This window comes from Aeromonas sp. R7-1 (genome assembly GCF_040908115.1).
Taxonomy (GTDB): Bacteria; Pseudomonadota; Gammaproteobacteria; order Enterobacterales; family Aeromonadaceae; genus Aeromonas; species Aeromonas caviae.
Map to the genome: position 1 here is coordinate 51,227 of NZ_JBFODD010000021.1, position 21,755 is coordinate 72,981.

Consider the following 21,755-nt stretch of genomic DNA (forward strand, 5'->3'; position numbering starts at 1 on the left):
ACAGGCATGAGTCAGCATGTGCGCAAACTGGCGGCAGGTGCCACCCGTCTCTACCGCTTCCCGGCACTGGGCCAGAGCGGGGAAGAGGCCAGAAGCCAGCAGGAAGAGTTCGAATACGGCTACCAGCAGGGGCTGGAGCAGGGGCAGGCGGAAGGGTATCAGGCCGGTTACCAGCAGGGGCTGGCCAGTGGCCTGTTCGAGGGGGAAGCCAAGGGGCTGCAACAGGGACAGGTGCGTGGTCTGGCCCAGGGGCTGGCCGAGGGACGTGCTGCCTTCGATGAGGCCATGGTGCCCTTTGCAACGTTGCAGCAGCAGTGGGAATCCCTGACCCGAGCCCGGATGCTGGAACAGAAGGCCCTGGTCGCCCAGCTGGTGGCCCAGGTGGCCAAGCGCGTGATCCAGGCCGAGTTCACCCTCAATCCCCAGCAGGTGCTCCAGCAGGTGGAGCAGGCCATGGCCAGCCTGCCGAGCGAGTCGGAAGAGCTGGTGATCTACCTCAACGAAGGAGACCGGCAGCGCCTGGCCGAGCAGGGGGTGACCCGCTGCGAGAAGTGGCCGTTGCAGGTGGACCCGGCACTGGCCGTGGGGGACGCCCGCATCGAGACACGGGCCGCGGTGGTCGAGATCAACACGGGGGAGCGCCTCGGCCGCTGCATCGAACAACTCAACCAGACCCTGGAACTCTCTTCGGATGCATGATGCGCTGCAACAGGCGCTGACCTGTGCCCTCGATAGCCTGGAGGAGGTGCCCGGCTATCGTCGTTATGGCAGGCTGGTGCGCGTGACCGGCCTGACTCTGGAAGTCGTGGGGTGCCAGCTCATCATGGGGCAGCGCTGCGAGGTGGAGACCGCCACCGGCGCCGCCCTGCTGGCGGAAGTGGTCGGCTTCAACCGGGACATTTCCTACCTGATGCCGCTCCAGCCCATGAGCGGTCTCTATGCCGGCGCCCGGGTGCTGCCCGTCGACGGAGAGGAGACCATCCGGGTCGGCGAGCATCTGCTTGGCCGGGTCGTGGATGGCCTGCTGCAACCGCTGGATGGCCGTCCCCTGAAAGAGGAAGGGGAACGGGTTCCCCTGTTTTCCTCCCCTCCCAATCCCCTGTTGCGCACCCCGGTACGCGAGCCGCTCGACGTGGGCATCCGGGCAATCAATGGCCTGCTGACGGTGGGCAAGGGTCAGCGTCTGGGACTGTTTGCCGGTTCCGGTGTGGGCAAGAGCATGCTGCTCGGCATGATGACCCGCAATACCAGCGCCCGCATCGTGGTGGTGGGGCTCATCGGCGAGCGTGGCCGGGAGGTGAGGGAGTTCATTGAACACAGCCTGGGCAGCGAGGGGCTTGCCCGCGCCGTGGTGATCGCGGCACCGGCGGATCAATCCCCCCTGATGCGGCTGCGCGCCGCCCAGCTGTGCCACCGCATCGCCGAATATTTCCGCGAACAGGGTCAGGATGTGTTGCTGCTGATGGACTCCCTGACCCGTTACGCCCAGGCCCAGCGGGAAATCGCGCTGGCCATCGGCGAACCCCCTGCGACCCGCGGCTATCCGCCCTCGGTGTTCAGCCTGCTCACCCAGCTGGTGGAGCGGGCGGGCAACGGCACGCACCCCGAGGGCAGCCTGAGCGCCTTCTATACCGTGCTGGCGGAAGGGGATGACCAGCAGGATCCCGTGGTGGATTCCGCCAGGGCCATTCTCGATGGTCACATTGTGCTGACCCGCCGCCTGGCGGAGGAGGGGCACTATCCCGCCATCGACATCGGTGCCTCGGTGAGCCGGGTGATGCCTCAGGTGGTCTCTCCCGAATGGCAGGGGCTGGCGGTGAATCTGCGCCAGCTCTGGGGCCGTTACCAGCAGGTGCGTGAGCTGCTGCCCCTGGGGGGTTATCAGCCCGGGGCGGATCCCCAGATGGACGAGGCGGTCCAGCGCTATCCTGCCATCGCCAGCTTCCTGCAGCAGGGCATTCAGGAAGAGACACCCATCACCCAGGTGCTGGGCGGTCTCAAGCATGTGCTCGGCAGGGCGTAAGGAGGCGGCGTGCTGAAATCCTATCTCGGTCTGCAGCAGGATGCCCTGGAGGCCATGGGCAAAGAGCGGCAGCGTCTGCGCGAGGTGGCGATGAAGGAGGAGCACCGAGCCCTCAGGCTGCAGGAGGTCATCGAGACGATGCATCCGGGCTCGTCGAGCTTTCATCCCCTGCTGTGGCAGAACAAGCAGCAGATGCAGGGGCAGCTTCGCCACCTGCTGACCCACCAGTTGCAGCAGTGTGCGCTCGCCAGCCAGGATCTGGCTCATCACGAGGGGCAGCTCGTCAGGCAGTTCGGTCGGGTCAAGGGGCTGGAGCTGTTGCTGGACAAGCGGGCCCTGGAGGCCCGTCAGCGTCAGGAGTCAGGTGAGCAGCGGCAGCTCGACGAACTCGCCGCACTGGGTCATCGTGCCCGGCAGGGAACGTAAAGGGTCAGTCGGGGAAGTGCTCCTGCCTGCCATAGGATGACTCCTGGCCCAGCAGGGTGTGGATGGTCTCTATCTGGCCTGCCAGCAGTCGGCCGTTCTGCTCGTTCTGGCGACGGCACTGCAGCAGCAACTGCTCCAGCCGCTGCCACTGCTCGTCCACTTGCTGGCGCAGCGGAGAGGGGAGCTTGCCGATGAGGATGGCCATGCCCCGCTCGTCAGGCTTGAGCCCCAGTGCCTGGAGATGTTCGCAGCGCAGCCTGACCTGGTGCTGGATCTCGCCCATGAGCCGGGTCTGTTGCCGGTTGTGTTCTGTCAGCCCGGCCACGTCGTGGCTTGCCAGCAGACGGTACTGATTGAGCAGCAACTGCAGCAGGTCGGCGTAGCGGCCACAATCCTGCCGGATGCCGATGATCAACTGCTGGATCCGTTGTTTGGGAGGCAGACTCATCGGCGATGCATGTCCAGAATGGCCTGGCTCAGGGCATCCATGTCCAGTTCGAGCCGACCCTCGCTGATGGCCTGGCGGATCTGGTTGACCTTCTCCATGTCCACATCAGAGGTGGAGGCCAGCTCGACCCTCGCCTGATTGATGGTCTGGGCGGTGGCGCTGATCCTGGCTTCCCCCTGGCTGGCCTGGGGCTGAGGTGCCGGTGTGGCTCCCGCCTTGCGCTGAGACTGGGGTTGAACGTAGACAGGGTCGGTGCGTGTGATTTTCATAACGTGAATTCCTGGTGGTCTCTCTTGTGACAGGCGACCCTGAGGTGGCCGAACTTGAATCAAACTCGCCATTTCTGCGCTAAAAGCGGGTTTCGACTTCCCCCTTGTCAACCACCCAGGCCTGGATCTCTTTGCCGGAGCCGAGATTCCTGACCCTCACCCCTTCACCGATGGCGCCGTTTGACAAGGCCGTTCCACGGGTCGTGGCGGAAAAGCCCGGTTGCCCGGCCCGGATCAGCACCCCTTCCCCTGCCCGGACGGCCCAGGCCTGTTGCAGATCGAGTTCACCGACCAGTTGCCCCATCCTCAGATGGCGAAGGCTCTTGCTGCCTGCCAGGGGCTGCGAGCTGTGGGTGAAGCCCCGCTGCAACCGGCTGGCATCGAGGGATTTCTCCAGCAGATCCTCCGGGGCGATGACATGTCCCTTGGGGATGTCCCGTGCCGCCACCCAGACCGGCAACATCAGGGTGACCTCCACCCGGGCCCGCAACTGCCAGGCGGGCTCGGTACATTCCACCAGATAGGGGCGCCGCCCCCAGGGTTGGCGATACTGCCCGCCAGCCTGGAAGCGAACCGCCTGACGACATGCCGGCAGGTGAGCCACGGCGGGGGAGAGCCAGACCTGATAGTCGGCCCGGGTCTCTGGCCAGCCTTGCTGGCGCAGATACTCCCCCAGTGCCGTTTCGGCATCCGCCCTCAGACCGTCGGTCAACTGCTGCGACAGCGACGAAGGGGCCGCCCACGAGGGGAGTGCCAGGAGTAGCAGGGCAAGGAGACCTGCTCGCTTCCCTATGGGAAACAATGCTTCCCCTTTTGTCACTCTTGTCAGCCAGGGGTGATGGCCTGACCAGCGGAAACAACGGTTTTTCATGATTGGCATGAGTCTTGATAAAGGATGCACCGGTCTGACTGGTTCACAAGAAGGATGAAGCATGAGTATCTCATTTGACAGTGCGCTTGGCGTACACCCCTATGCCCTCGATGTGCGGGCAGACAGGGCTCGTATTCTGGCAGGGAACTTGGCCAATGTGGATACCCCGGGCTATCTGGCACGGGATGTGGATTACAAGGCCATCCTCGGCAGGGTCGCCCGGCAGGTGGAGGCAGGAGAGCCGGGCAGCACCATCAGCGAGGGCACCATGGGCAATGACATGCAACATCCCCTCTACCGCATACCCTATCAGGTCTCCATGGATGGCAACACCGCAGAGCTCAGCGTGGAGCAGAGCAAGTTTGCCAGCAATGCCACCGACTTCCAGACCAGTCTCACCTTCCTGAATATGAAAATCACCGGGATCGCCAAGGCGATCGAGGGCCGTTAATCATGTCGTTCAATCGCATCTATGACATCGCCGGCAGCGCCATGCGGGCGCAGACCGTCCGCCTTGACACCGTGGCTTCCAACCTCGCCAACGTCGACAGCGCCGCCGGCAGCGAAGAGGCCGCCTTCCGCGCCATCAAGCCCGTCTTCTCCACCCTCTATCAGCGGGTGCAGGAGGCCGAGGGGCTGGGGGCAGCCCAGGTGCAGATCGCCGGTATCGTCCAGTCTGACCGCCAGGTGGAGAAACGTCTGGAGCCGACCAATCCCCTGGCCGACGGGGATGGCTTCGTTTACTACTCCAACGTCAACGCGGTGGAAGAGATGGCGGACATGATGAGCGCCTCCCGGGGATTCGAGACCTCGGTCGAGGTGATCAACCGCATCAACAGTATGCAGCAAGGGCTGCTGCGTCTTGGTCAGGGGGTGTAAATGAGCCTGCCTCAAGTCAGCAGCCTGGATACCGCCCGCAGCGCCAGCCAGCGCGCCGCCACCCCTGAGATCGCCGCCAACGGTACTTCCGAGGGGCAGGGGGTCCAGCTTCGCAACGAATTCCTCCAGATGATGGTGGCCCAGATCCAGAACCAGGATCCCACCAACCCCCTGGATGGTGCCCAGTACGTTACCCAGCTGGCCCAGTTCAGCATGGTGGAAGGGGTCGAGAGCCTGAAAGTGCTGCAGCAGAAGTCCATCAACATGATGGACACCCAGCAGGTGCTCCAGAGCACGGATCTCATCGACAAGGAAGTGATGGTGCCGAGCCAGACCCTTGGCCAGGAGCAGGAGAAGGCGATCCGCGGTCAGGTGGAGCTGGGCGGCGCGGCCGACACGGTCGAGCTCAAGGTCTATGACAAGCACGGCACCCTGGTCGCCACCAAGAACTGGGGCGAGAGCAAGGCGGGGGCACTGGATTACGAATTGCCGGTGCTGCCCGCTGGCGAATACAGCTTCGAGGTGAAGGCTTCCCTGGGGGGAGTTGCCACCACCACCCGCAATTATGTAGCCAGCCAGGTGGAGCGCGTCAGCTTGCCGGGCACGGGCGAGATCATGCTGCAAGTGGCAGGCGTGGGGGAGGTTCCCCTGTTCAGCGCCGTCCAGTTTGGCAAGTCGGCGTAACCAGATAGGAGCGAAACATGTCTTTTAATATCGGACTGAGTGGCCTGCGCGCCGTCAACCAGGAATTGAGCGTCATCAGCAACAACGTGGCCAACGCCAGCACCGCCGGTTTCAAGTCCAGCCGTGCCGAGTTTGCCGCCATCTACGGTGGCGGACAGGCCGGCGGCGTGGAGATGAGCAACGTCTCCCAGAACTTCGATCGCAACGGGGATGTGACCCGTACCGGGCGGGGCCTGGATCTGGCCATCTCCGGCAACGGCTTCTTCGTGCTCAAGGATGACAACGGTCAGACCTCCTATACCCGGGCCGGCCTGTTCCAGCGTGATGCCAGCAACTACCTGATCACCGCCAGCGGCAACCGTCTGCAGGGTTATGTGACCAACGAGGCGGGTGAGCTGCAATCCGGCGTGGTGGGTGACATTCAGGTCAAGGCGGGCAGCCTGGCGGCCAAGCCGTCCGACACCCTGGAGTTCGTGGCGAACCTCAAGGCGGACGCCAGCGTCATCGACCAGGGGCTGCACCCCTTCGATCCCGCCAAGGCGGACAGCTTCAGCTACTCCCAGTCCAGCAAGGTGTATGACTCTCTCGGGGTCGAGCACACCGTCACCCAGTATTTCGTGAAGACCGGCGAGAACACCTGGCAGGTCAACTATGCCTTCAACGGGACCCAGACCGGTGCGCCGGTGACCATGGAGTTCAACACCAACGGCACCCTGAAGTCGCCGACCACTGCCCCCGTGCTGAACCTGGCCCCCGCCGGTGCCGAGCCCATCACCCTCACCGCCGATCTGGCCCGGGTCAGCCAGTACGCCTCCGATTTCAACGCCACGCGCAACCAGTCCAACGGCTATACCGCCGGGGATCTGACCGGGGTCAGGGTGGATGCGGACGGCGGCGTCTACGCCACCTTCACCAACGGCCAGAGCCTGCTCCAGGGTCAGGTGGTGATGGCGAACTTCGCCAATCCCCAGGGCCTGCTGCAAGCCAACAACACCACCTGGCAGCAGTCGTTCAGCTCGGGCCAGCCCGTGCTGGGGGCACCGGGCAGCGGTACCCTGGGTGGCCTGACGGCGGGCGCCTACGAGGCATCCAACGTCGACTTGACCGGGGAACTGGTCAGCCTGATGACCTCCCAGCGCAACTACCAGGCCAACGCCAAGACCATCAGTTCGGCGGACAAGATGACCCAGGTCCTGTTCAACTCCTTCTAAGGCGTGATCCGTGGAAAAGCTTATCTATACCGCCATGTCGGGGGCGCAACACACCCTCATGGCCCAGCAGATCCGGGCCAACAACCTGGCCAACGTGAATACCGCCGGCTTTCGTGCCGACTTCGAGCGGGCGTCCGCCTATGCCCTGACCGGCGATGGTTACCAGAGCCGGGTCATGGCCAGGGAAGAGCAGGCGGGAACCGACTTTCGGGCGGGCGCCCTGATGCAGACCGGCCGCAAGCTGGACGTGGCGATCCGCGGCGACGGTTTTCTCACCGTGCAGACCGCAGACGGCAAGGAGGCCTACACCCGTGCCGGCAACCTGGAGGTGGACGGGGAGGGGTTGCTGACCCTCAACGGCCGTCCCGTGCTCGGGGATGGTGGCGAGATGGTGCTGCCCGCCTATCGTGATCTGAGCTTTGGCAAGGATGGCTCCCTCAGCATCACCCCGCCGGGGGGCGGCGCCCGTCTGGACGTGGGCCGGCTCAAGCTGGTGAACCCGGATCCGGCCGATCTGGTCAAGGGGGCTGACGGCCTGTTCCGCCAGCGCCAGGGCGGGGACGCGGAGATCAGCGAACAAGTGGTGCTGGCGTCCGGTTTCCTCGAGGGGGCCAACGTGAACGCGGTGGACGAGCTGATCGGCAGCATGTCCCTGACCCGCAATTTCGAGTTGCAGGTCAAGTTGATGAAGACGGCGGACGAGCAGGCCAGGCAGGGTGCCAGGCTGATCTCTGGCCAGGGCTGACGGTCGGCCATGGCGGCCGGGAATGAATACTGACGGGATGCACCCCGTTCGAACGAATCAGGTGGAGAAACGAAGATGCATGCAGCGCTGTGGGTGAGCAAGACGGGTCTGTCGGCACAGGATGCCAAGATGGCCAGCATTTCCAACAACCTGGCCAACGTCAACACGGTCGGTTTCAAGCGCGATCGGGTGGCGTTCGAGGATCTGTTCTATCAGGTTCAGCGCCAGCCCGGTGCCCAGCAGGATCAGCAGAACCTGTCCCCCATCGGCATCCAGATGGGTAACGGTGTGCGGGTGGTCGGCACCCAGAAGGTATTCACGCCAGGGCAGTTCCAGAACACCAACCAGGAGCTGGACATGGCGGTGGTGGGGGCCGGCTTCTTCAGCGTCGAGCGCCCGGATGGCGAGACGGCCTATACCCGCAACGGTCAATGGCACCGCAATGCGGAAGGGCTGCTGGTCAATGCCGACGGCCTGCCCATGCTGCCGCAGATCCAGATCCCGGACAACGCTACCAAGATCGCCATCGGCACAGACGGCACCGTGAGCGCCACCCTGCCGGGACAGCAGGAGAACGTGGAGCTGGGGCGCATCACCCTGACCAACTTCTCCAACCCGGCCGGTCTGGAAGCCCTGGGGGGCAACCTCTACCGGGCGACCGGTGCCTCCGGTGAAGCCATCGAAGGGGTCCCGGGTGAAGAGGCCATGGGGGCCATCAAGCAGTTCACCCTGGAGAGTTCCAACGTGAACGTGGTGGAAGAGATGGTGGACATGATCACCACCCAGCGCGCCTACGAGATGAATGCCAAGGTGGTCTCCTCCGCCGATCAGATGCTCAAGTTCGTGACCCAGGCGCTGTGATGATGAAGCCGGTGTGGTATTGCGTCGTGCTCGCCCTGCTGTTGGGGGGCTGCTCCACCTACGAGTTGCAGGCCCCCGAGCCCGGTGACGAGAAGTGGGCCCCTTCCCGCTCCGAGCTGACGAAAGCCGGGGTGGGGGAGGATGGCAGCCTCTACCGTAACGACTACATGATGACCCTGTTCCAGGATCGCCGTGCCTACCGGGTCGGCGACATCCTGACCGTCATGCTGGAGGAGCGCACCCAGTCCAGCAAGAAGGCCAACACCAGCATGAACAAGAACAGCAATCTGAGCGTGCCTGTGCCTTCCATCGGCGGTGTTTCCCGACCGGACTGGAGTGCCTCTATCAAGGCGGATCGCGACTTCGACGGCGGGGCGACCTCCAGCCAGCAGAATACTCTGGCGGGGGCCATCACGGTCACGGTGGCCGAAGTGATGCCCAACGGGGTGCTGGGGATCCGGGGGGAGAAGTGGATCCGCCTCAACCAGGGGGATGAGTACATCCGTCTGGGGGGCATGGTGCGGGTCGAGGACATCGACCAGAGCAACCGCATCTCCTCCCAGCGCATTGCCGATGCCCGCATCACCTATGCCGGTCGCGGCGCCCTGGCCGACAGCAACCAGATGGGCTGGCTGTCGCGCTTCTTCAGTTCCGCCTTCTCCCCCTTGTGAGGATTTCGATGAACAGATGGTATATCGCCCTGCTCTGCCTGGCGCTGTCGGGCGTGGCCGGCGCCGCTGTCCCCGCCAAACGGGCCCTGCTGGACATTGCCGACGTGCAGGGGATGAGAGCCAACCAGCTGGTGGGCTATGGCCTGGTGGTCGGCCTCTCCGGTACCGGGGATCGCAGCCAGGTCAAATTCACCGGCCAGTCCATGACCAACATGCTCAAGCAGTTCGGGGTACAACTGCCCGATGACATCGATCCCAAGCTCAAGAACGTGGCTGCCGTCTCCGTGCAGGCGACGCTGCCCGCCCTCGCCGGCAAAGGTCAGCAGATGGACGTGACCGTGACCTCCATCGGCGATGCCAAGAGTCTGAGAGGCGGATCGCTGCTGCTCACTCCCCTGCGCGGCATCGACGGTGAAGTCTATGCGGTCGCCCAGGGCAACCTGGTGGTGGCCGGTGTCAAGGCGGAGGGGCAATCCGGCTCCTCCGTGACCATCAACGTGCCAACGGCCGGCATCATCCCGAACGGTGCCATCATCGAGCGGGAGGTGGCCAGCAACTTCTCGGACAAGCCGGAAGTGACGCTCAACCTGCACCAGCCCAACTTCAAGACGGCCCGCAACGTGGAGCGGGAGATCAACCGCCAGCTCGGCCCCGTGGCCAAGGCGGTCAGCGCCGGTCGCATCCAGATTGCGGCTCCCCGGGACGAGAGCCAGCGCATCTCCTTCATGGCCCTGTTGCAGGACATCCAGGTGGACATGGGCAAGGAGCGGCCGCGAGTCGTTTTCAACAGCCGTACCGGCACTGTGGTCATGGGGCAGGGGGTCAAGGTGCACAAGGCGGCGGTCAGCCATGGCAGCCTGACGGTGACCATAGGGGAGAGCCAGACGGTGAGCCAGCCCAACGCCTTCTCCAACGGGCGGACCACCACGACGCCCAACTCCCAGATCCAGGTTGACCGGGAGCGCAACAACATGTTTGTCTGGCCGGATGGCACCTCCCTGGAGGTGATCGTCAAGGCGGTGAATTCCCTGGGGGCGACCCCGGATGATGTCATGGCCATCCTGCAAGCCCTCGACGAGGCGGGAGCCCTCGAAGGCGAGCTGGTGGTCATCTAAGGATCTCTATGACCAGAATTACCTCGGAGCCTGGTTTCTATCAGGATCTCAATGAACTGCAGCAGATAAAGAGCAACCCGGATCAGCGCGCGGCCCTGGAGGCGGCGGCCGGCCAGTTCGAGGTGAGCTTCCTGCAGACGGTGCTCAAGCACATGCGTTCGGCGTCCGACGCCATGCAGGATGAAGAGGACAGGCTTATCAAGGGGGAGTCCCTCTACCGCGACATGTACGACAGCCAGCTCGCGATGAGCCTGGTCAAGCGCGGCGGCATGGGGCTCAAGGAGCAGATGGTCAATCAACTGGCCCCCACATTAAAGAATGCCGAGCCGGTGGTCGCTTCAGACTCCCAGACCCTGGCTGCCTTCAGTCAGCCTCTGAATTCGGCAAAAATGAGGAAAGTTGACTGATGTCGCTGCTCAGTATCGGTTTTAGCGGACTCAATGCATCGCAGATCGCATTGAACATCTCTGCCCAGAATATCGCCAACGTCAATACCATCGGGTACAGCCGCCAGGAGGCCATGATGGGCAGTCTGTCGGGCTTTGGCCGGATGGACAACGGCATGGGGGTCGAGGTGACCGGGGTTCGCAGGATCACCGATGACTATCTGGTCTCCCAGCACTGGCGCAGCCGCTCCGCGACCGGCTCCTCCTATGCGTTTCACCAGTACATCAATACGACGGAGCAGTTGCTCGGCAGCGAGTCGATGAACATCACCAAGGGGCTGGACAGTTTCTTTGCGTCCCTGAGCGCCGCCCTCGACAGCCCGGAAACACCGGCGCAGCGCAGCCAGATCGTCAGCTCGGCCGGTGCCCTGGCCAACCGCTTCGGCCAGTTGAACGAGAGCCTGCTGACCCAAGAGAAGCAGATCGACGATCAGCTGGGCAGCACCATTACCCAGGTGAACAGCTATCTCAAACAGGTGGCGGAGCTCAACACCCAGATCGGCGAGCAGGCTTCCAAAGGGGTCAACACCTCGGCACTGGAAGACAGCCGCGAGCAGATAGTGCGCGAGCTGTCGACCTTCATGGAGGTGCGGGTCAATCGTCAGAGCGACGGCTCCTTCTCCCTGAGCCTGCCCCAGGGCCAGCCCCTGGTGCTGGCCGGCAGCAGCAGCACCCTCTCTCTGGCCGGCGACACCCTGAGCCTGAGCTTCGGGCCGCAATCCTTCGAGGTCCCCAGGCTTCAGGGCGGCACCCTGGCGGGCGTGCTGGAATATCGCACCACAGTGCTGCGTCCCCTGCGCGACGAGCTGAACCAGATCGCGAAGAAGCTGGCGGATGACTTCAACGCCAAGCAGGCGGGTGGCGTCGATCTGAACGGCGATCCCGGCAAACCCCTGTTCAGCTACGACCCCCTCAATCCCTCCGGCACCCTCAAGGTGGCCGACGGCTTTACCGGGGATCACCTCGCCTTCGCCAAGGCGGGGGGCGGCAACGGCGACAACCGCAACCTGCAGGAGCTGCTGACCATCAAGGATGATCAGTACGATGCCTACAGCGCCCTGCTTGGCAAGATGGCGGTGCAGAGCGGTCAGGCCAAGGCGACCATGGAGGCCGATGCCAACATGGAGAAACAGCTCGCCACCAAGCTCAGCAGCGTGAGCGGCGTCAACCTCGATGAGGAAGGGGTCAAGGTGATGGCCTACACCAAGGCGTATCAGGCCAATGCCAAGGTGATCAGCACCTCGGATCAACTCTTCAATTCCATTCTCAACATGTTCTGACGGAGTCCGCATGCGCATCAGCACCAACCAGATCCAGCTCAGCATGCTCGACAACCTGCAGCGGGGCTTTGGCGACTACGCCCGGCTGGATCGCCAGATCTCCTCCAACAAGCGGATCCTGCAGCCTTCGGACGATCCCGTGGGCAGCGTGCAACTGCTCGGTCTGAAGAAAGAGCAGGTGGCCATGGCCCAGTACCAGAAGAACATCGCCAATGCCAAGAGCCAGCTATCCCAGGGGGAGCTGCAGTTCGAGACCATGACCAACATGCTGAGCCGGTTGCGGGAGCTGACCCAGACGGCAGCCAACGGTTCCCTCTCCGAGGACGATCGCCGGGCGGTGTCCAGCGAGGCGGCCATCATCAAGGAGGGACTGCTGGATCTCGCCAATGCCCGCAACGAGAACGGTTCAAGCCTGTTCAGCGGCAGCCAGGTGGACAAGACCCCCATCGTCCAGGGTCCGGGTGGCGGCTATCTCTATCAGGGGGATGCCCTGGTGCGGGAGGTGGAGATTGCCCGGGGGGTGACGGTGTCCCTCAACCAGACCGCAGACAGCCTGTTCATCCAGAACGGGGATTTCTTCAAGCAGTTGGACGACATGGTGGCGGCCTTCGATGCCGGCGCACCGGATGCGGCGGATCAGGCCAGAGCCATGCTGGATCGCAGCAAGACCCTGCAGGATGACATCAGCCAGATGGTGAGCACCATAGGGGCACGCATCAATCTGCTGGATCAGGTGGACGAGGGTCATGCCGAGAAGAGCACCTATAGCAAGGAAGTGAGCAATCAGATAGAGTCCCTCGACTATGCGGGGGCCGTGACCCAGCAGGCGCATGTGCTGATGGCTCTGCAGGTGCAACAGCAGGCCTTTGCCAAGGTGAATGGCCTGAGCCTGTTCAACTACATGCCCTAAATCTGTCTAAGGAGCCAGGATGCAGATTCAACAAACCCGTCCGGGGAGCGTGGCCGAAACGCCGGCCCAACCCAGGTTGCAAGGTCGTTCGACTGCCCAGGCTACTTCTCCCCAGACTCCTCGCAATGAACGCCAGCCCAATGTCATCCGGCTCGATCGCTGGGCCCTGATCGGCACGGCGCAGCAGCGCATCGCCCATGCCCAGGGGGGCGAACAGGCCCTGAGCCAGGTATGGGGCGAGCTGAAGCGCCTGGAGCAGCAGCTCGGCCAGCAGAAGGCGGCGAGCGGGGATCTGGTCTCCCGTCTCAAGGTACTGGAAGAGAAGCTGACCCAGCCGCAGGCGCCACTGACGAGCGAGCTCAGGCCACGCTTGCTGGCGTCGGCCACGGACAGCAGGGTGCACTACAGCGCGGAGCGGCTCGATCTGCTGAGCCCAAGGGCGAGTGCCGAGCGTCTCGTCTTCTCCTTCCCTCAGACCAGCAGCGCCGTCGAGGTGCTGCTGCCCGCCGATGCCAGTGAAGCGGAGGCGGCCGCCCGCCTGGATCGCGCACTGCGCAAGGAGCATATCCAGGCGCGCCTGAACGAGCTGGGCAAGCTGGAGCTGAGCGTGCCGGATCAGCACAGGCGCAAGCTGGATGAACCCGTGCTGCTGAGCGGTGAGGGCATCCGCATTCCCGCCGGGAACCCGGTACCCGTGCAGTTCAAGCCAAAGGCGGGGCAGTTGACCCAGCTCGGCGAGGGGCTCGACAAAGGGGAGATCAAACAGGAACAGCAACGGCTGAAGCGACTGCTCGGGGAGATAGAGCAGTCGGTGCGCGAGCTCAAGCAGTTTCGCCAGAGGATGGTGAAGCAGCTCGATCGGGTGAAGTCTCGCAGCCAGAACCTGCAGCAGGAGGAGCTGGTCCAGTTGCAGGGCAAGCTCAGCCTCCAGCTCAAGGAAGGGGGCTTCATGGGGACCATGTCCGGTCTGCTTGCCCAGGCCAACGTCTCGCGCCAGAACGTGGTGGCGCTGCTCACCTAGGGTGCCAGGTCCCGTTCACGACAGAAAACCGCCATGCAGCTCGCTGGCGGTTTTCTGTTTTCAGGGCTTGAGCAGGGCGTACAGGGAGATGTCCGACGCGAAGCCGGAGTCGTTGAGCCCCTGTTCTATGGTCTTGATAAAGCTCGCATTGTGCTGACGTATGGTGTGGTAGCTGTAGAAGAGGTTGACCACGTCCTGCTCGTCCAGCTCCTTGTCCATGGCCAGCAGGCAGAGGTAGTTGCGCAGCAGGAAGTAGTCGACCACCAGCAGCTGATAGGCCTGGCACTTGTCGCCCTGCTGCAACGGGAAGTTGTGGTGATAGACGTAGTAGAGCAAGTAGTTGTCCAAGATCTGGGGATGGCTGGCCAGGAAGGGGGCGACCCTGTCGTGCCAGACCTGCTGCAGGCGTGCAAGCTTGTCCTCGTCGTAGGTTCCCTCCAGTACCCCGTTGATCTTGTCGAGGCAGACCTGCATGGTCTGCCGCCCCCGTCTCCCCTGGGAGTAGGCCAGCAACTGGTGGGTCATGGTTCTGAGGCCCCACCACTGCAGTCTGGGCAGGGCGGGCAACTGCTCGAACATGGTGTTGAGCTCCCCGCGTTCGGCCAGTACCGCCACCTGATCGAGGAAGGCCTCGTGGGAGAGTTGCGCAGGATCCCGATGGATCAGCATGCCGACCAGCCATAGCCGAATCGCCACGGGGATATCCGTGGCGGCCAGCACGTGAATGCTCAGGCTGTGCAACGTCGCCATGGCGTTGGAGGGGGGCGGAGCGAAGGGCAGGGGCTGGGTGAGCTCGGTGACCTCGGTCTGCATCGCCAGGGGGTCAAGCAACAACTGGCGGCACACCTGGGGGCAGGAGAGCATCAGGGACCTCTTGAGCTGGTTGCCGATGCGGGTCTGGGCTCTGGGGTAGGTCTTGCAGGTGTGACTCAGGGCATCCGGACCCGCCTTGCTGTGGATCTGGCACAGGCGGTTTTCATCGAGGAAGGGGCAGGCGCCCTGTTCGTCGAGCTTTATCTCCCCCCAGCGCTCGTTGCTCTGCTTCACCTTGATGATGTGCAGCTTGCTCAGGGACTTGACCGTGGGGTCGGGGTGGCGTTCATAGCTGCGGAAGGTCTGCTTGTCGATGCTGATGGTCCAGCTGTGGCAGCAGTTGTCCTCGCAGCGATCGCCGATGCACTGGAAATGTTGAACGAAATGCGGTGTGTAGAGCGAAGCAGCCATGTCGCCATCCGGTAGTGAGAGAGGACGTTTTAAAAGCAATAAGCATGCCGGATGGGGGAGGCGGCGAGCACCTGGGATACCGGAATGCCCGGGAGGGGGCCAGAAGAAAAATATGCGGAGGGAAGATTACATTTCTGCGCGAAAGGGGTCGTCTCTATCTGATGTCAACCTAACGGGCTGCTGTGCAGCGTTTAACTCGAGGAATACATCATGGGCTTGTCCATCCATACCAACTTCGCCTCCCTGACCACCCAGAACCAGCTGAACAACACCAACAAGATGCTGGGCACCGCCATGCAGCGCCTGGGTACCGGTCTTCGCATCAACTCCGCCGCCGACGACGCGGCCGGTCTGCAGATGGCTACCCGCCTGCAAGCCCAGTCCAACGGCCAGAAGGTCGGCATGCGCAACGCCCAGGATGCCATCTCCATGATGCAGACCGCCGAAGGCGCTCTGGACGAGATGACCAACATCGTTCAGCGCATGAAGGATCTGGCTACCCAGGGTGCCAACGGCACTACCAGCGCCGATGACTACACCGCCCTGAACGCCGAGTTCGGCGAGCTGTCGAAAGAGCTGGCCAACATCACCGACAACACCACCTTCGGTGGCCAGTCCCTGCTGAAGAAAGCCGCTGGCAACTTCGAGAAGGGTGCGGTCAAGTTCCAGATCGGTGGCTCCGCCGCCGAGACCCTGAGCGTGGACATCTCCACCGACCTGAAGAAAGTGACCGGTTCCACCGCTGGCTCCGGCCTGGATGGTACCGCAGTCAAGGGTGGCGGTATCGGTGATCAGACCAAAGCCAATGCCGCTATCACCGAGATGGAAACCTTCCTGAAAGACATCGGCAGCGCCCGTTCCTCCTTCGGTGCCAACATCAACCGTCTGGAGCACACCGTCAACAACCTCTCCAACATGAAAGAGAACACCGACATGGCGAACGGTCGCATCATGGATGCCGACTTCGCTCAGGAGAGCACCAACATGACCAAGAACCAGATGCTGATGCAGGCTGGCATGTCCGTGCTGTCCAACTCCAACCAGATGACCGGCATGGTGACTTCCCTGCTGCGTTGATGCTGGTGGCACCCATCCCCCCTGGTGGGTGCCTTTTTCCCGTTTCCCCTCCCAGCTCCTCCCGCGCCCTCTTTTTTCATCATATTTTTCACCCGCAGCTCAAGTCTTGCCTCGCACCTGTCGCTTCTCTCCTTCGTACGGTTATCCGCTGCGGTAGCAGCCTTCTTCGAGGAATAGATCATGGGTTTGTCCATTCATACCAACTTTGCTTCTCTGACCACTCAGAACCAGCTGAACAACACCAACAAGATGCTGGGCACCGCCATGCAGCGCCTGGGTACCGGTCTTCGCATCAACTCCGCCGCCGATGACGCCGCCGGTCTGCAGATGGCCACCCGTCTGCAAGCCCAGTCCAACGGCCAGAAGGTCGGCATGCGCAACGCCCAGGACGCCGTCTCCATGATGCAGACCGCCGAAGGTGCCATGGACGAGATGACCAACATCGTTCAGCGCATGAAAGACCTGGCCACCCAGGGCGCCAACGGCACCGCGAGCGCGGAAGACCGTCTGGCCATGGGCACCGAAATGAAGGAGCTGTCTGCCGAGCTGAAGAACATCAGCGACAACACCAAGTTTGGTGGTCAGGCTCTGATCAGCGATGCGGGCAAGTTCGGCGCTGCAGCAGTGACCTTCCAGATCGGTGGTTCCGCCGCCGAGAAGCTGGATGTGGATGCCAGCGGCAATGTTCAGGCCGTCAACGCAGCCATTGATGCCGCGGAAACCGATTTTGCCACCGCCGATGTGGCGGCCACCGCCCTGGCCTCCACTGCCTTCAACGCGCAGATCACCAAGATGGAAGACGCCCTGGATGCCATCGGTACCGCCCGTTCCCAGTTCGGTGCCAACATCAATCGTCTGGAGCACACCGTCAACAACCTCTCCAACATGAAAGAGAACACCGACATGGCGAACGGCCGCATCATGGATGCCGACTTCGCCCAGGAGAGCACCAACATGACCAAGAACCAGATGCTGATGCAGGCTGGCATGTCCGTGCTGTCCAACTCCAACCAGATGACCGGCATGGTGACTTCCCTGCTGCGTTGATGGTTTGCCGGGCCGCCCCGAGAGGGGCGGCTCTTGTTTGACAACCGCTTGCCGGTTGGAAAGGGCCGAGCCGGTCTTTTCCAACAGGCATGCCACCGAATAAGGGGATAAAGATGCAAATAGATCCGGCCAGCACGGCGATGCAACTGGTAGCCGTCGAGCGCCAGAACATGGACAAGCTGCTGAAGAAGCAGCTGGACAGCGTCAAGGCGCAGCAGAGCGCCATCAGCAGCCTCACCACCAAGCTGTCGAGTTTCCAGACCCTGCTCAAGGATCTGAACAAGGCGAGCAGCCTGCAGGCTCAGAAGGCCACCCTGTCCCAGGAAGGGCTCATGACGGTGACGAGCAATGGCAAGGCCAGCTCGGGTCAGTACAGCTTCTTCGTGGAGCAGCTTGCCCAGTCCCATCAGGTCGGCTTGCAGCTTGACAGTGACACGGCACCGCTGCCGGCAGACGGCGTCTTCTCCCTGACCGTCAAGGGCAAGACCCTGGACATCGACCTGGCCTCCCTCCCGGCTGGCGCCACCGTCAAGGATCTGGTCTCCCAGATCAACAATGCCAAGGACAACCCGGGGGTGAAGGCGACCCTGGTACGTACCGACGGCAAGGTCAGCATGGTACTGACCAGCAAGGAGAGCGGCGTGGAGAACGCCATCACCCTGGGGTACAGCGGGGATGGCGCCAATGCCATCGGGGTGGCGATGGCCGGCAAGACGGACATCACCCAGGCGCAGGACGCCAAGCTGCGCATGGGGGGGGACAACCCTCTCACCATCACCTCTGCCAGCAACAAGATAGAGAACGTGGTGGATGGCCTGACGTTCCAGCTGACCAAGGCGCAAAAGGCGGATGACGCTCCGCTGCTGGTCACGGTGGATCAGGACAAGGAGGCGGTTACCGGCTCCCTCAAGAAGTTTGTCGACAGTTACAACGAGCTGGTGGACGAGCTGGCCAAGATGACCTCCAGCGATCCCAAGGCGCCGGGAGCCCTCTCCTCCGACAGCGGGGTTCGCAGCCTCAAGAGCGTGATTGCCCGCAGCGTGCGGGAGCTGCCCGATGATCTGACCCTGGGGAGCCTGGGGATCAAGACCGACAAGGCGGGCAAGCTCTCCTTCAACGAGACCGACTTCAACAAGGCGCTGGAGAAGGATCCCGAGCTGCTCGGCAAGGCACTCATGGGCGACGACGGTCTGCTCAAGCGGATGAGCAATGCCCTGGACCCCTATACCAAGCGGGACGGTGCACTCAAGGGGCGCAAGACAGGTCTTGAAGCGAACGAGAAGCGGGTGAACGAGCGGATGGAGGCGCTGGATCGGCGCATGGATTCCGCGTATAAGCGCTACCTCAATCAGTTCACCACCATGAACCAGATGTTGCAGACCATGGGCGCCCTGTGAGACGGCTAGCCCGTAACACTTTGAATAAGCGAGTTTTTCATGTTTGAACCCCAAGAAGGCTATGACGCCTACCAGTTCGCCGCCACCCAGGCCAAGGCAGCGAGCGCCGATCCGCACCAGCTGGTGCTGATGTTGATGGATGGCCTGCTCGACGAAATAGCCAGGGCCGAGGGCCACATTCTGGCCAGGCAGTACGAGCGCAAGGGGCAGTCCATCAACAAGTGTCTGCAGATCCTGGGAGGGCTCGACAGTGCCCTCGACATGGACAAGGGCGGGGAGCTGGCCAGCAACCTGCACCGTCTGTACGACTACTGCGGCCAGCGGCTGTTCGAGATCAGTGTGGGCAACGATGTCGCGGGCTTTGCAGAGGTGCGTCGCATCCTGCTGGAGCTGAAAGAGGGTTGGGAAGCGATGGCCCGCCATCCCCGTTGATGCGGAAATCCACCTTCCTCATGGGGCAAAGGTCGGAACTAACGTATTGAAATATAATGTTTATATATTTGGCCTGCTCCTTGCTTGCCCGCAAGGTCGTCCTATTTTGAGGCCATCATCATGTCCATGACAGGAGCCGTGCTCCCCGGTACGGAACGCGAGACCCGTCAGCGCCAGCTCCTGGGGCTCGGGCGTCTTATCTTGCAGCAGGCCCGCGCCGGACAGTGGGATGCGGTGCGGCTGGCGGACCAGCGTCTGGCCCAGCTGGTGGCGCATCTGAACAGCCAGCCTGCATTGTGGCAATCCCTGATGCCGGCCCGGGATCAGGTGCGCCACTGGCATCGGGAAGCCTTCGCGCTCTGTGAGCAGGAAACGGCGCTGCGCAAGCAGGAGTGGGACAGCCTCTCCCGCAAACGGGAAGGATTGCAGGCCTACGACGAGGCGCAGACATGGGCATGATCCCTCTCCCCGTGGCAGAGACACTGCCCGCTTCCCCATCCGGTGGTTTTACCCGCCTCTCCCGCCAGCCTGACGGTCAGGGGGAAGAGTACCAGCCTCTGGATCTTCCGCAGGAGGCGATGCTTCCTCCGTCCACCGCCCCTTCCGCCCCCGTCGACGAGACGGAGCAGGAGGAGAGCGTCGAAGTGGCTGCGGATGTCGCCGAGCAACTCGCCGCCTTCAACCAGATGCCACCACCTTTTGTCCGACAGGAGGAGGGACGCCTTCCTCCTGCCCGTTTGTCATCGAATGGCGGCCTTGCCCCCGTCGGGGAGGTGCAACCCGCCTCCTCGCCTGTGCTGCGCGCCCTCAGCGGGTTCGAGCGAATGGAAGGGGAGCGGATGCTGGTGCCGCCGGTTTCCGTTGGCAAGGAGAGCCTCCCTCAACCCGCCGGGGAGCTGGCCATGCGAATGCTCCAGCCAACCACCCAGGGCGAGCAGCCTGCGACCCGGAGTGCGGCAGTGGTGGTGCCTCTTCCCGGGGAGCCCGCCCCGGAGCGGGAGGTCAGCGTCACCGAATTCAAGGCAATGGCGGGGTTGTCGCCCGCGCTCTCTGCCGCCAGGCCTGCGGAATACCAGTGGGCGCCGGCGCGTCTTGCCGCAAGCGAGGCCCAGTGGGGCCAGCAACTGGTCGATGTGCTCAAAGACAGGGTCGAGCTGCAGGTGAACCATAGCATCAAGCAGGCCCATATCCGCCTCGATCCCCCCGAGCTGGGTCGCCTCGAACTGACCGTGAGGATGGAAGGGGATCGGATCAACGTGCAGCTCAACGTGACCAACCCGGCGGTGCGTGAAGCCCTGATCCAGTCGATGGAGCGGCTTCGCATGAGTTTGGCTCCCCATCATGCCGGTGGCGTCGAGGTGAACGTGGGCCAGGGGGGAGAGCAGGAGCGGGGGGATCGCTGGCAGCAGGAGAAGATCCTGGCAGGTCGACGACAGTGGCAGGAAGAACAGGACGCATCGGGCGGTGCTGGCCAGGATTGGCTCAACACCCTGGTGTGACATTTCAAGATCGGGCAATAGCGAGAGTGATTTCAAATTATGCGGCGTGTCATGAAGTGGTTGATGGTGATAATGATGGCGCTGTGCCTGCTGGCGGCGCTGGCCTATGGCGCTTATCTCAAGCGGGATACGGTTGCCGTCTGGCTGGGCCTGGCAGAGGCCAAGCCCGAGCTGAGCAAGACGCCGCTGTTCAAACCGATGGAGCGTTTCGTCATCAGCCTGGAGGGAGACAGAGAGCCCCACTATCTGGTGCTGGAGCTGGCGCTGGTCACCCACAATCCCCAGCAGCTGGAGACGCTCAACGAGCTGACCCCCCTGATCCGCAATGCCATGGTGCAATATTTCAGCCATCGCTCCCATGAGGCGGTGAAGCAGGAACTGCAGAACATCTCGGCCCTGCAGACCTCTCTGCTCGGCAAACTGGTGGGAACCCTGGAGGGGTATGGCTACAAGCCCTATCTGGATGAAGTGCTGGTCACCAAGGTCCTGGTGCAGTAGCGAACATGATGGACGCTGGTTGGGATACTCCCTGCGAACTGACCGCCTCCGCTCCCCGCACCGGTGAGCAGGCGATCCTGAGCCGTTATCTGCCTCTGGTGAAGCGGGCAGCCACTCACTTGCGCAGTCAGGTGAGCGCCAGCTTCGATCAGGAGGACATGGAGCAGGTCGGCATGATGGGGCTGCTGGAAGCCTGGCGTCGCTATGGGGGTGAACCGGATGCCCAGTTCGAGAGCTATGCCTTCAAGCGGGTGCGGGGAGCCATGCTGGATGAGCTGCGGCGCCTTGACTGGCGACCCCGTCAGCTGCGCCAGCAGGTGCACGGTCACAACCAGGTACAGCGGGAGCTGTTCAACCGTCTGGGGCGCAACCCGACCGAGCAGGAGCTGGCACAGGCGCTGTCCTGCTCCGTCGAGGAGGTGCGCCAGCTCGCTTATGCGAGCCAGGCCGAGGCGTTGCAGAGTCTGGAGGAGTGGCTGGAGAACGGAGGCAGGGCGCCCGCATCCGAGTCTGACGATCAGGATCTGGCCATGACCCTTGCCAAGGTGCTCGGCACCCTGGACAAGCGTGAACAGCTGCTGCTTTCCCTCTATTACCAGCAGGAATTGAACATGAAGGAGATTGCACTGGTGCTCGGGCTGACCGAGTCGCGGGTGTGTCAGCTCCACAAGCAGTGCGTCCTTCAGCTCAAGCAGCGATTGGTCGACTCCATATAGTTATG

General features: G+C 63.0%; 27 protein-coding genes. 23 read left to right on the plus strand and 4 right to left on the minus strand.

What is annotated here, in order from left to right; translation table 11 throughout:
- Positions 1–6 precede the first annotated feature (6 nt).
- The 3 genes from lfiH to lfiJ are packed head-to-tail and all read left to right on the plus strand — an operon-like array spanning position 7 to position 2,449.
- Entirely contained in the window at positions 7–699 is a 693-nt protein-coding gene (gene lfiH / locus AB5Y51_RS03760; RefSeq protein WP_041211826.1) for a lateral flagellar assembly protein FliH, read from the plus strand.
- Entirely contained in the window at positions 692–2,023 is a 1,332-nt protein-coding gene (gene lfiI / locus AB5Y51_RS03765; RefSeq protein ID WP_041214019.1) for a lateral flagellar FliI-like assembly ATPase LfiI, read from the plus strand. Before lfiH ends, lfiI begins: the two co-directional genes overlap by 8 nt.
- Before the next feature lie 9 nt (positions 2,024–2,032).
- On the plus strand, positions 2,033–2,449 hold the full coding sequence (gene lfiJ / locus AB5Y51_RS03770) for a lateral flagellar protein LfiJ (protein ID WP_324018549.1): 417 nt from the start codon (positions 2,033–2,035) through the stop codon (positions 2,447–2,449).
- 4 nt (positions 2,450–2,453) lie between these two features.
- Here the strand turns inward: lfiJ and flgN are convergent, their stop codons facing one another.
- The 3 genes from flgN to lfgA all read right to left on the minus strand — a co-directional run bounded on the left by flgN (position 2,454) and on the right by lfgA (position 4,037).
- Positions 2,454–2,897: a flagellar protein FlgN gene (flgN, locus tag AB5Y51_RS03775; RefSeq protein ID WP_042015073.1), complete on the minus strand. Its 444-nt coding sequence runs from the start codon at positions 2,895–2,897 to the stop codon at positions 2,454–2,456.
- The gene (gene flgM / locus AB5Y51_RS03780; protein WP_041211822.1) at positions 2,894–3,166 is read right to left on the minus strand and encodes a flagellar biosynthesis anti-sigma factor FlgM; all 273 of its coding nucleotides are present in this window, start codon (positions 3,164–3,166) and stop codon (positions 2,894–2,896) included. Before flgM ends, flgN begins: the two co-directional genes overlap by 4 nt.
- Positions 3,167–3,245: 79 nt before the next feature.
- A complete protein-coding gene (gene lfgA / locus AB5Y51_RS03785) occupies positions 3,246–4,037 on the minus strand; it encodes a lateral flagellar basal body P-ring formation protein LfgA (protein ID WP_048208579.1) in 792 nt (263 codons plus the stop codon).
- 61 nt (positions 4,038–4,098) lie between these two features.
- Here lfgA and lfgB point away from each other — a divergent pair, with 61 nt between their 5' ends.
- The 12 genes from lfgB to AB5Y51_RS03845 all read left to right on the plus strand — a co-directional run bounded on the left by lfgB (position 4,099) and on the right by AB5Y51_RS03845 (position 13,860).
- The gene (gene lfgB / locus AB5Y51_RS03790) at positions 4,099–4,488 is read left to right on the plus strand and encodes a lateral flagellar basal body rod protein LfgB (protein WP_041211820.1); all 390 of its coding nucleotides are present in this window, start codon (positions 4,099–4,101) and stop codon (positions 4,486–4,488) included.
- A 2-nt stretch (positions 4,489–4,490) separates the two neighbouring features.
- Positions 4,491–4,916 (plus strand): lateral flagellar basal body rod protein FlgCL, encoded by a 426-nt coding sequence (gene flgCL, locus AB5Y51_RS03795; RefSeq protein WP_041211819.1) that lies wholly within the window; start codon positions 4,491–4,493, stop codon positions 4,914–4,916.
- Positions 4,917–5,600: a flagellar hook assembly protein FlgD gene (locus AB5Y51_RS03800; RefSeq protein ID WP_042015076.1), complete on the plus strand. Its 684-nt coding sequence runs from the start codon at positions 4,917–4,919 to the stop codon at positions 5,598–5,600.
- A gap of 17 nt (positions 5,601–5,617) precedes the next feature.
- Entirely contained in the window at positions 5,618–6,811 is a 1,194-nt protein-coding gene (flgEL, locus tag AB5Y51_RS03805; protein ID WP_045522183.1) for a lateral flagellar hook protein FlgEL, read from the plus strand.
- Between the two features lie 10 nt (positions 6,812–6,821).
- A complete protein-coding gene (gene lfgF, locus AB5Y51_RS03810; RefSeq protein WP_368178071.1) occupies positions 6,822–7,556 on the plus strand; it encodes a lateral flagellar basal-body rod protein LfgF in 735 nt (244 codons plus the stop codon).
- Between the two features lie 75 nt (positions 7,557–7,631).
- Positions 7,632–8,417 carry a lateral flagellar basal-body rod protein LfgG gene (gene lfgG, locus AB5Y51_RS03815; protein WP_041211815.1) on the plus strand — a complete coding sequence of 262 codons (786 nt, stop codon included), beginning with the start codon at positions 7,632–7,634 and terminating at the stop codon, positions 8,415–8,417.
- The gene (flgH, locus tag AB5Y51_RS03820; RefSeq protein ID WP_042015080.1) at positions 8,417–9,088 is read left to right on the plus strand and encodes a flagellar basal body L-ring protein FlgH; all 672 of its coding nucleotides are present in this window, start codon (positions 8,417–8,419) and stop codon (positions 9,086–9,088) included. The genes lfgG and flgH overlap by 1 nt, the downstream gene beginning before the upstream one ends.
- An 8-nt stretch (positions 9,089–9,096) precedes the next feature.
- Positions 9,097–10,203 (plus strand): lateral flagellar basal body P-ring FlgIL, encoded by a 1,107-nt coding sequence (gene fgIL, locus AB5Y51_RS03825; protein WP_041211813.1) that lies wholly within the window; start codon positions 9,097–9,099, stop codon positions 10,201–10,203.
- Positions 10,204–10,211: 8 nt separating this feature from the next.
- A complete protein-coding gene (locus AB5Y51_RS03830; RefSeq protein ID WP_041211812.1) occupies positions 10,212–10,610 on the plus strand; it encodes a rod-binding protein in 399 nt (132 codons plus the stop codon).
- Complete coding sequence (gene lfgK / locus AB5Y51_RS03835) at positions 10,610–11,929, plus strand: lateral flagellar hook-associated protein LfgK (protein ID WP_041211811.1); 1,320 nt, start codon at positions 10,610–10,612, stop codon at positions 11,927–11,929. The genes AB5Y51_RS03830 and lfgK overlap by 1 nt, the downstream gene beginning before the upstream one ends.
- A gap of 10 nt (positions 11,930–11,939) precedes the next feature.
- The gene (gene lfgL, locus AB5Y51_RS03840; protein ID WP_041214013.1) at positions 11,940–12,839 is read left to right on the plus strand and encodes a lateral flagellar hook-associated protein LfgL; all 900 of its coding nucleotides are present in this window, start codon (positions 11,940–11,942) and stop codon (positions 12,837–12,839) included.
- 19 nt (positions 12,840–12,858) lie between these two features.
- A complete protein-coding gene (locus AB5Y51_RS03845; RefSeq protein WP_042015081.1) occupies positions 12,859–13,860 on the plus strand; it encodes a hypothetical protein in 1,002 nt (333 codons plus the stop codon).
- A 60-nt stretch (positions 13,861–13,920) separates the two neighbouring features.
- Here AB5Y51_RS03845 and fliB read toward each other — a convergent pair whose 3' ends face one another.
- Positions 13,921–15,084: a flagellin lysine-N-methylase gene (gene fliB, locus AB5Y51_RS03850; protein ID WP_193758464.1), complete on the minus strand. Its 1,164-nt coding sequence runs from the start codon at positions 15,082–15,084 to the stop codon at positions 13,921–13,923.
- A 210-nt stretch (positions 15,085–15,294) separates the two neighbouring features.
- Here fliB and lafA (AB5Y51_RS03855) point away from each other — a divergent pair, with 210 nt between their 5' ends.
- The 8 genes from lafA (AB5Y51_RS03855) (at position 15,295) to lafS (ending at position 21,750) form a co-directional block, all read left to right on the plus strand.
- Complete coding sequence (lafA, locus tag AB5Y51_RS03855) at positions 15,295–16,161, plus strand: lateral flagellin LafA (protein ID WP_041214012.1); 867 nt, start codon at positions 15,295–15,297, stop codon at positions 16,159–16,161.
- A gap of 180 nt (positions 16,162–16,341) precedes the next feature.
- Positions 16,342–17,208 carry a lateral flagellin LafA gene (gene lafA, locus AB5Y51_RS03860; RefSeq protein ID WP_041214011.1) on the plus strand — a complete coding sequence of 289 codons (867 nt, stop codon included), beginning with the start codon at positions 16,342–16,344 and terminating at the stop codon, positions 17,206–17,208.
- A 113-nt stretch (positions 17,209–17,321) separates the two neighbouring features.
- Positions 17,322–18,605, plus strand: coding sequence for a lateral flagellar capping protein LafB (gene lafB, locus AB5Y51_RS03865; protein WP_048208577.1), 1,284 nt, complete (start codon positions 17,322–17,324; stop codon positions 18,603–18,605).
- A gap of 39 nt (positions 18,606–18,644) precedes the next feature.
- Positions 18,645–19,037: a lateral flagellar export chaperone LafC gene (gene lafC, locus AB5Y51_RS03870; RefSeq protein WP_042864849.1), complete on the plus strand. Its 393-nt coding sequence runs from the start codon at positions 18,645–18,647 to the stop codon at positions 19,035–19,037.
- 120 nt (positions 19,038–19,157) lie between these two features.
- Positions 19,158–19,496, plus strand: coding sequence for a hypothetical protein (locus AB5Y51_RS03875; RefSeq protein ID WP_041211803.1), 339 nt, complete (start codon positions 19,158–19,160; stop codon positions 19,494–19,496).
- On the plus strand, positions 19,487–20,536 hold the full coding sequence (locus AB5Y51_RS03880; RefSeq protein ID WP_368178072.1) for a flagellar hook-length control protein FliK: 1,050 nt from the start codon (positions 19,487–19,489) through the stop codon (positions 20,534–20,536). Before AB5Y51_RS03875 ends, AB5Y51_RS03880 begins: the two co-directional genes overlap by 10 nt.
- 39 nt (positions 20,537–20,575) lie before the next feature.
- A complete protein-coding gene (lafF, locus tag AB5Y51_RS03885) occupies positions 20,576–21,034 on the plus strand; it encodes a lateral flagellar basal body-associated protein LafF (RefSeq protein ID WP_041211801.1) in 459 nt (152 codons plus the stop codon).
- A gap of 5 nt (positions 21,035–21,039) precedes the next feature.
- On the plus strand, positions 21,040–21,750 hold the full coding sequence (gene lafS / locus AB5Y51_RS03890; protein WP_103259466.1) for a lateral flagellar system RNA polymerase sigma factor LafS: 711 nt from the start codon (positions 21,040–21,042) through the stop codon (positions 21,748–21,750).
- The last annotated feature ends 5 nt before the right edge of the window (positions 21,751–21,755 follow it).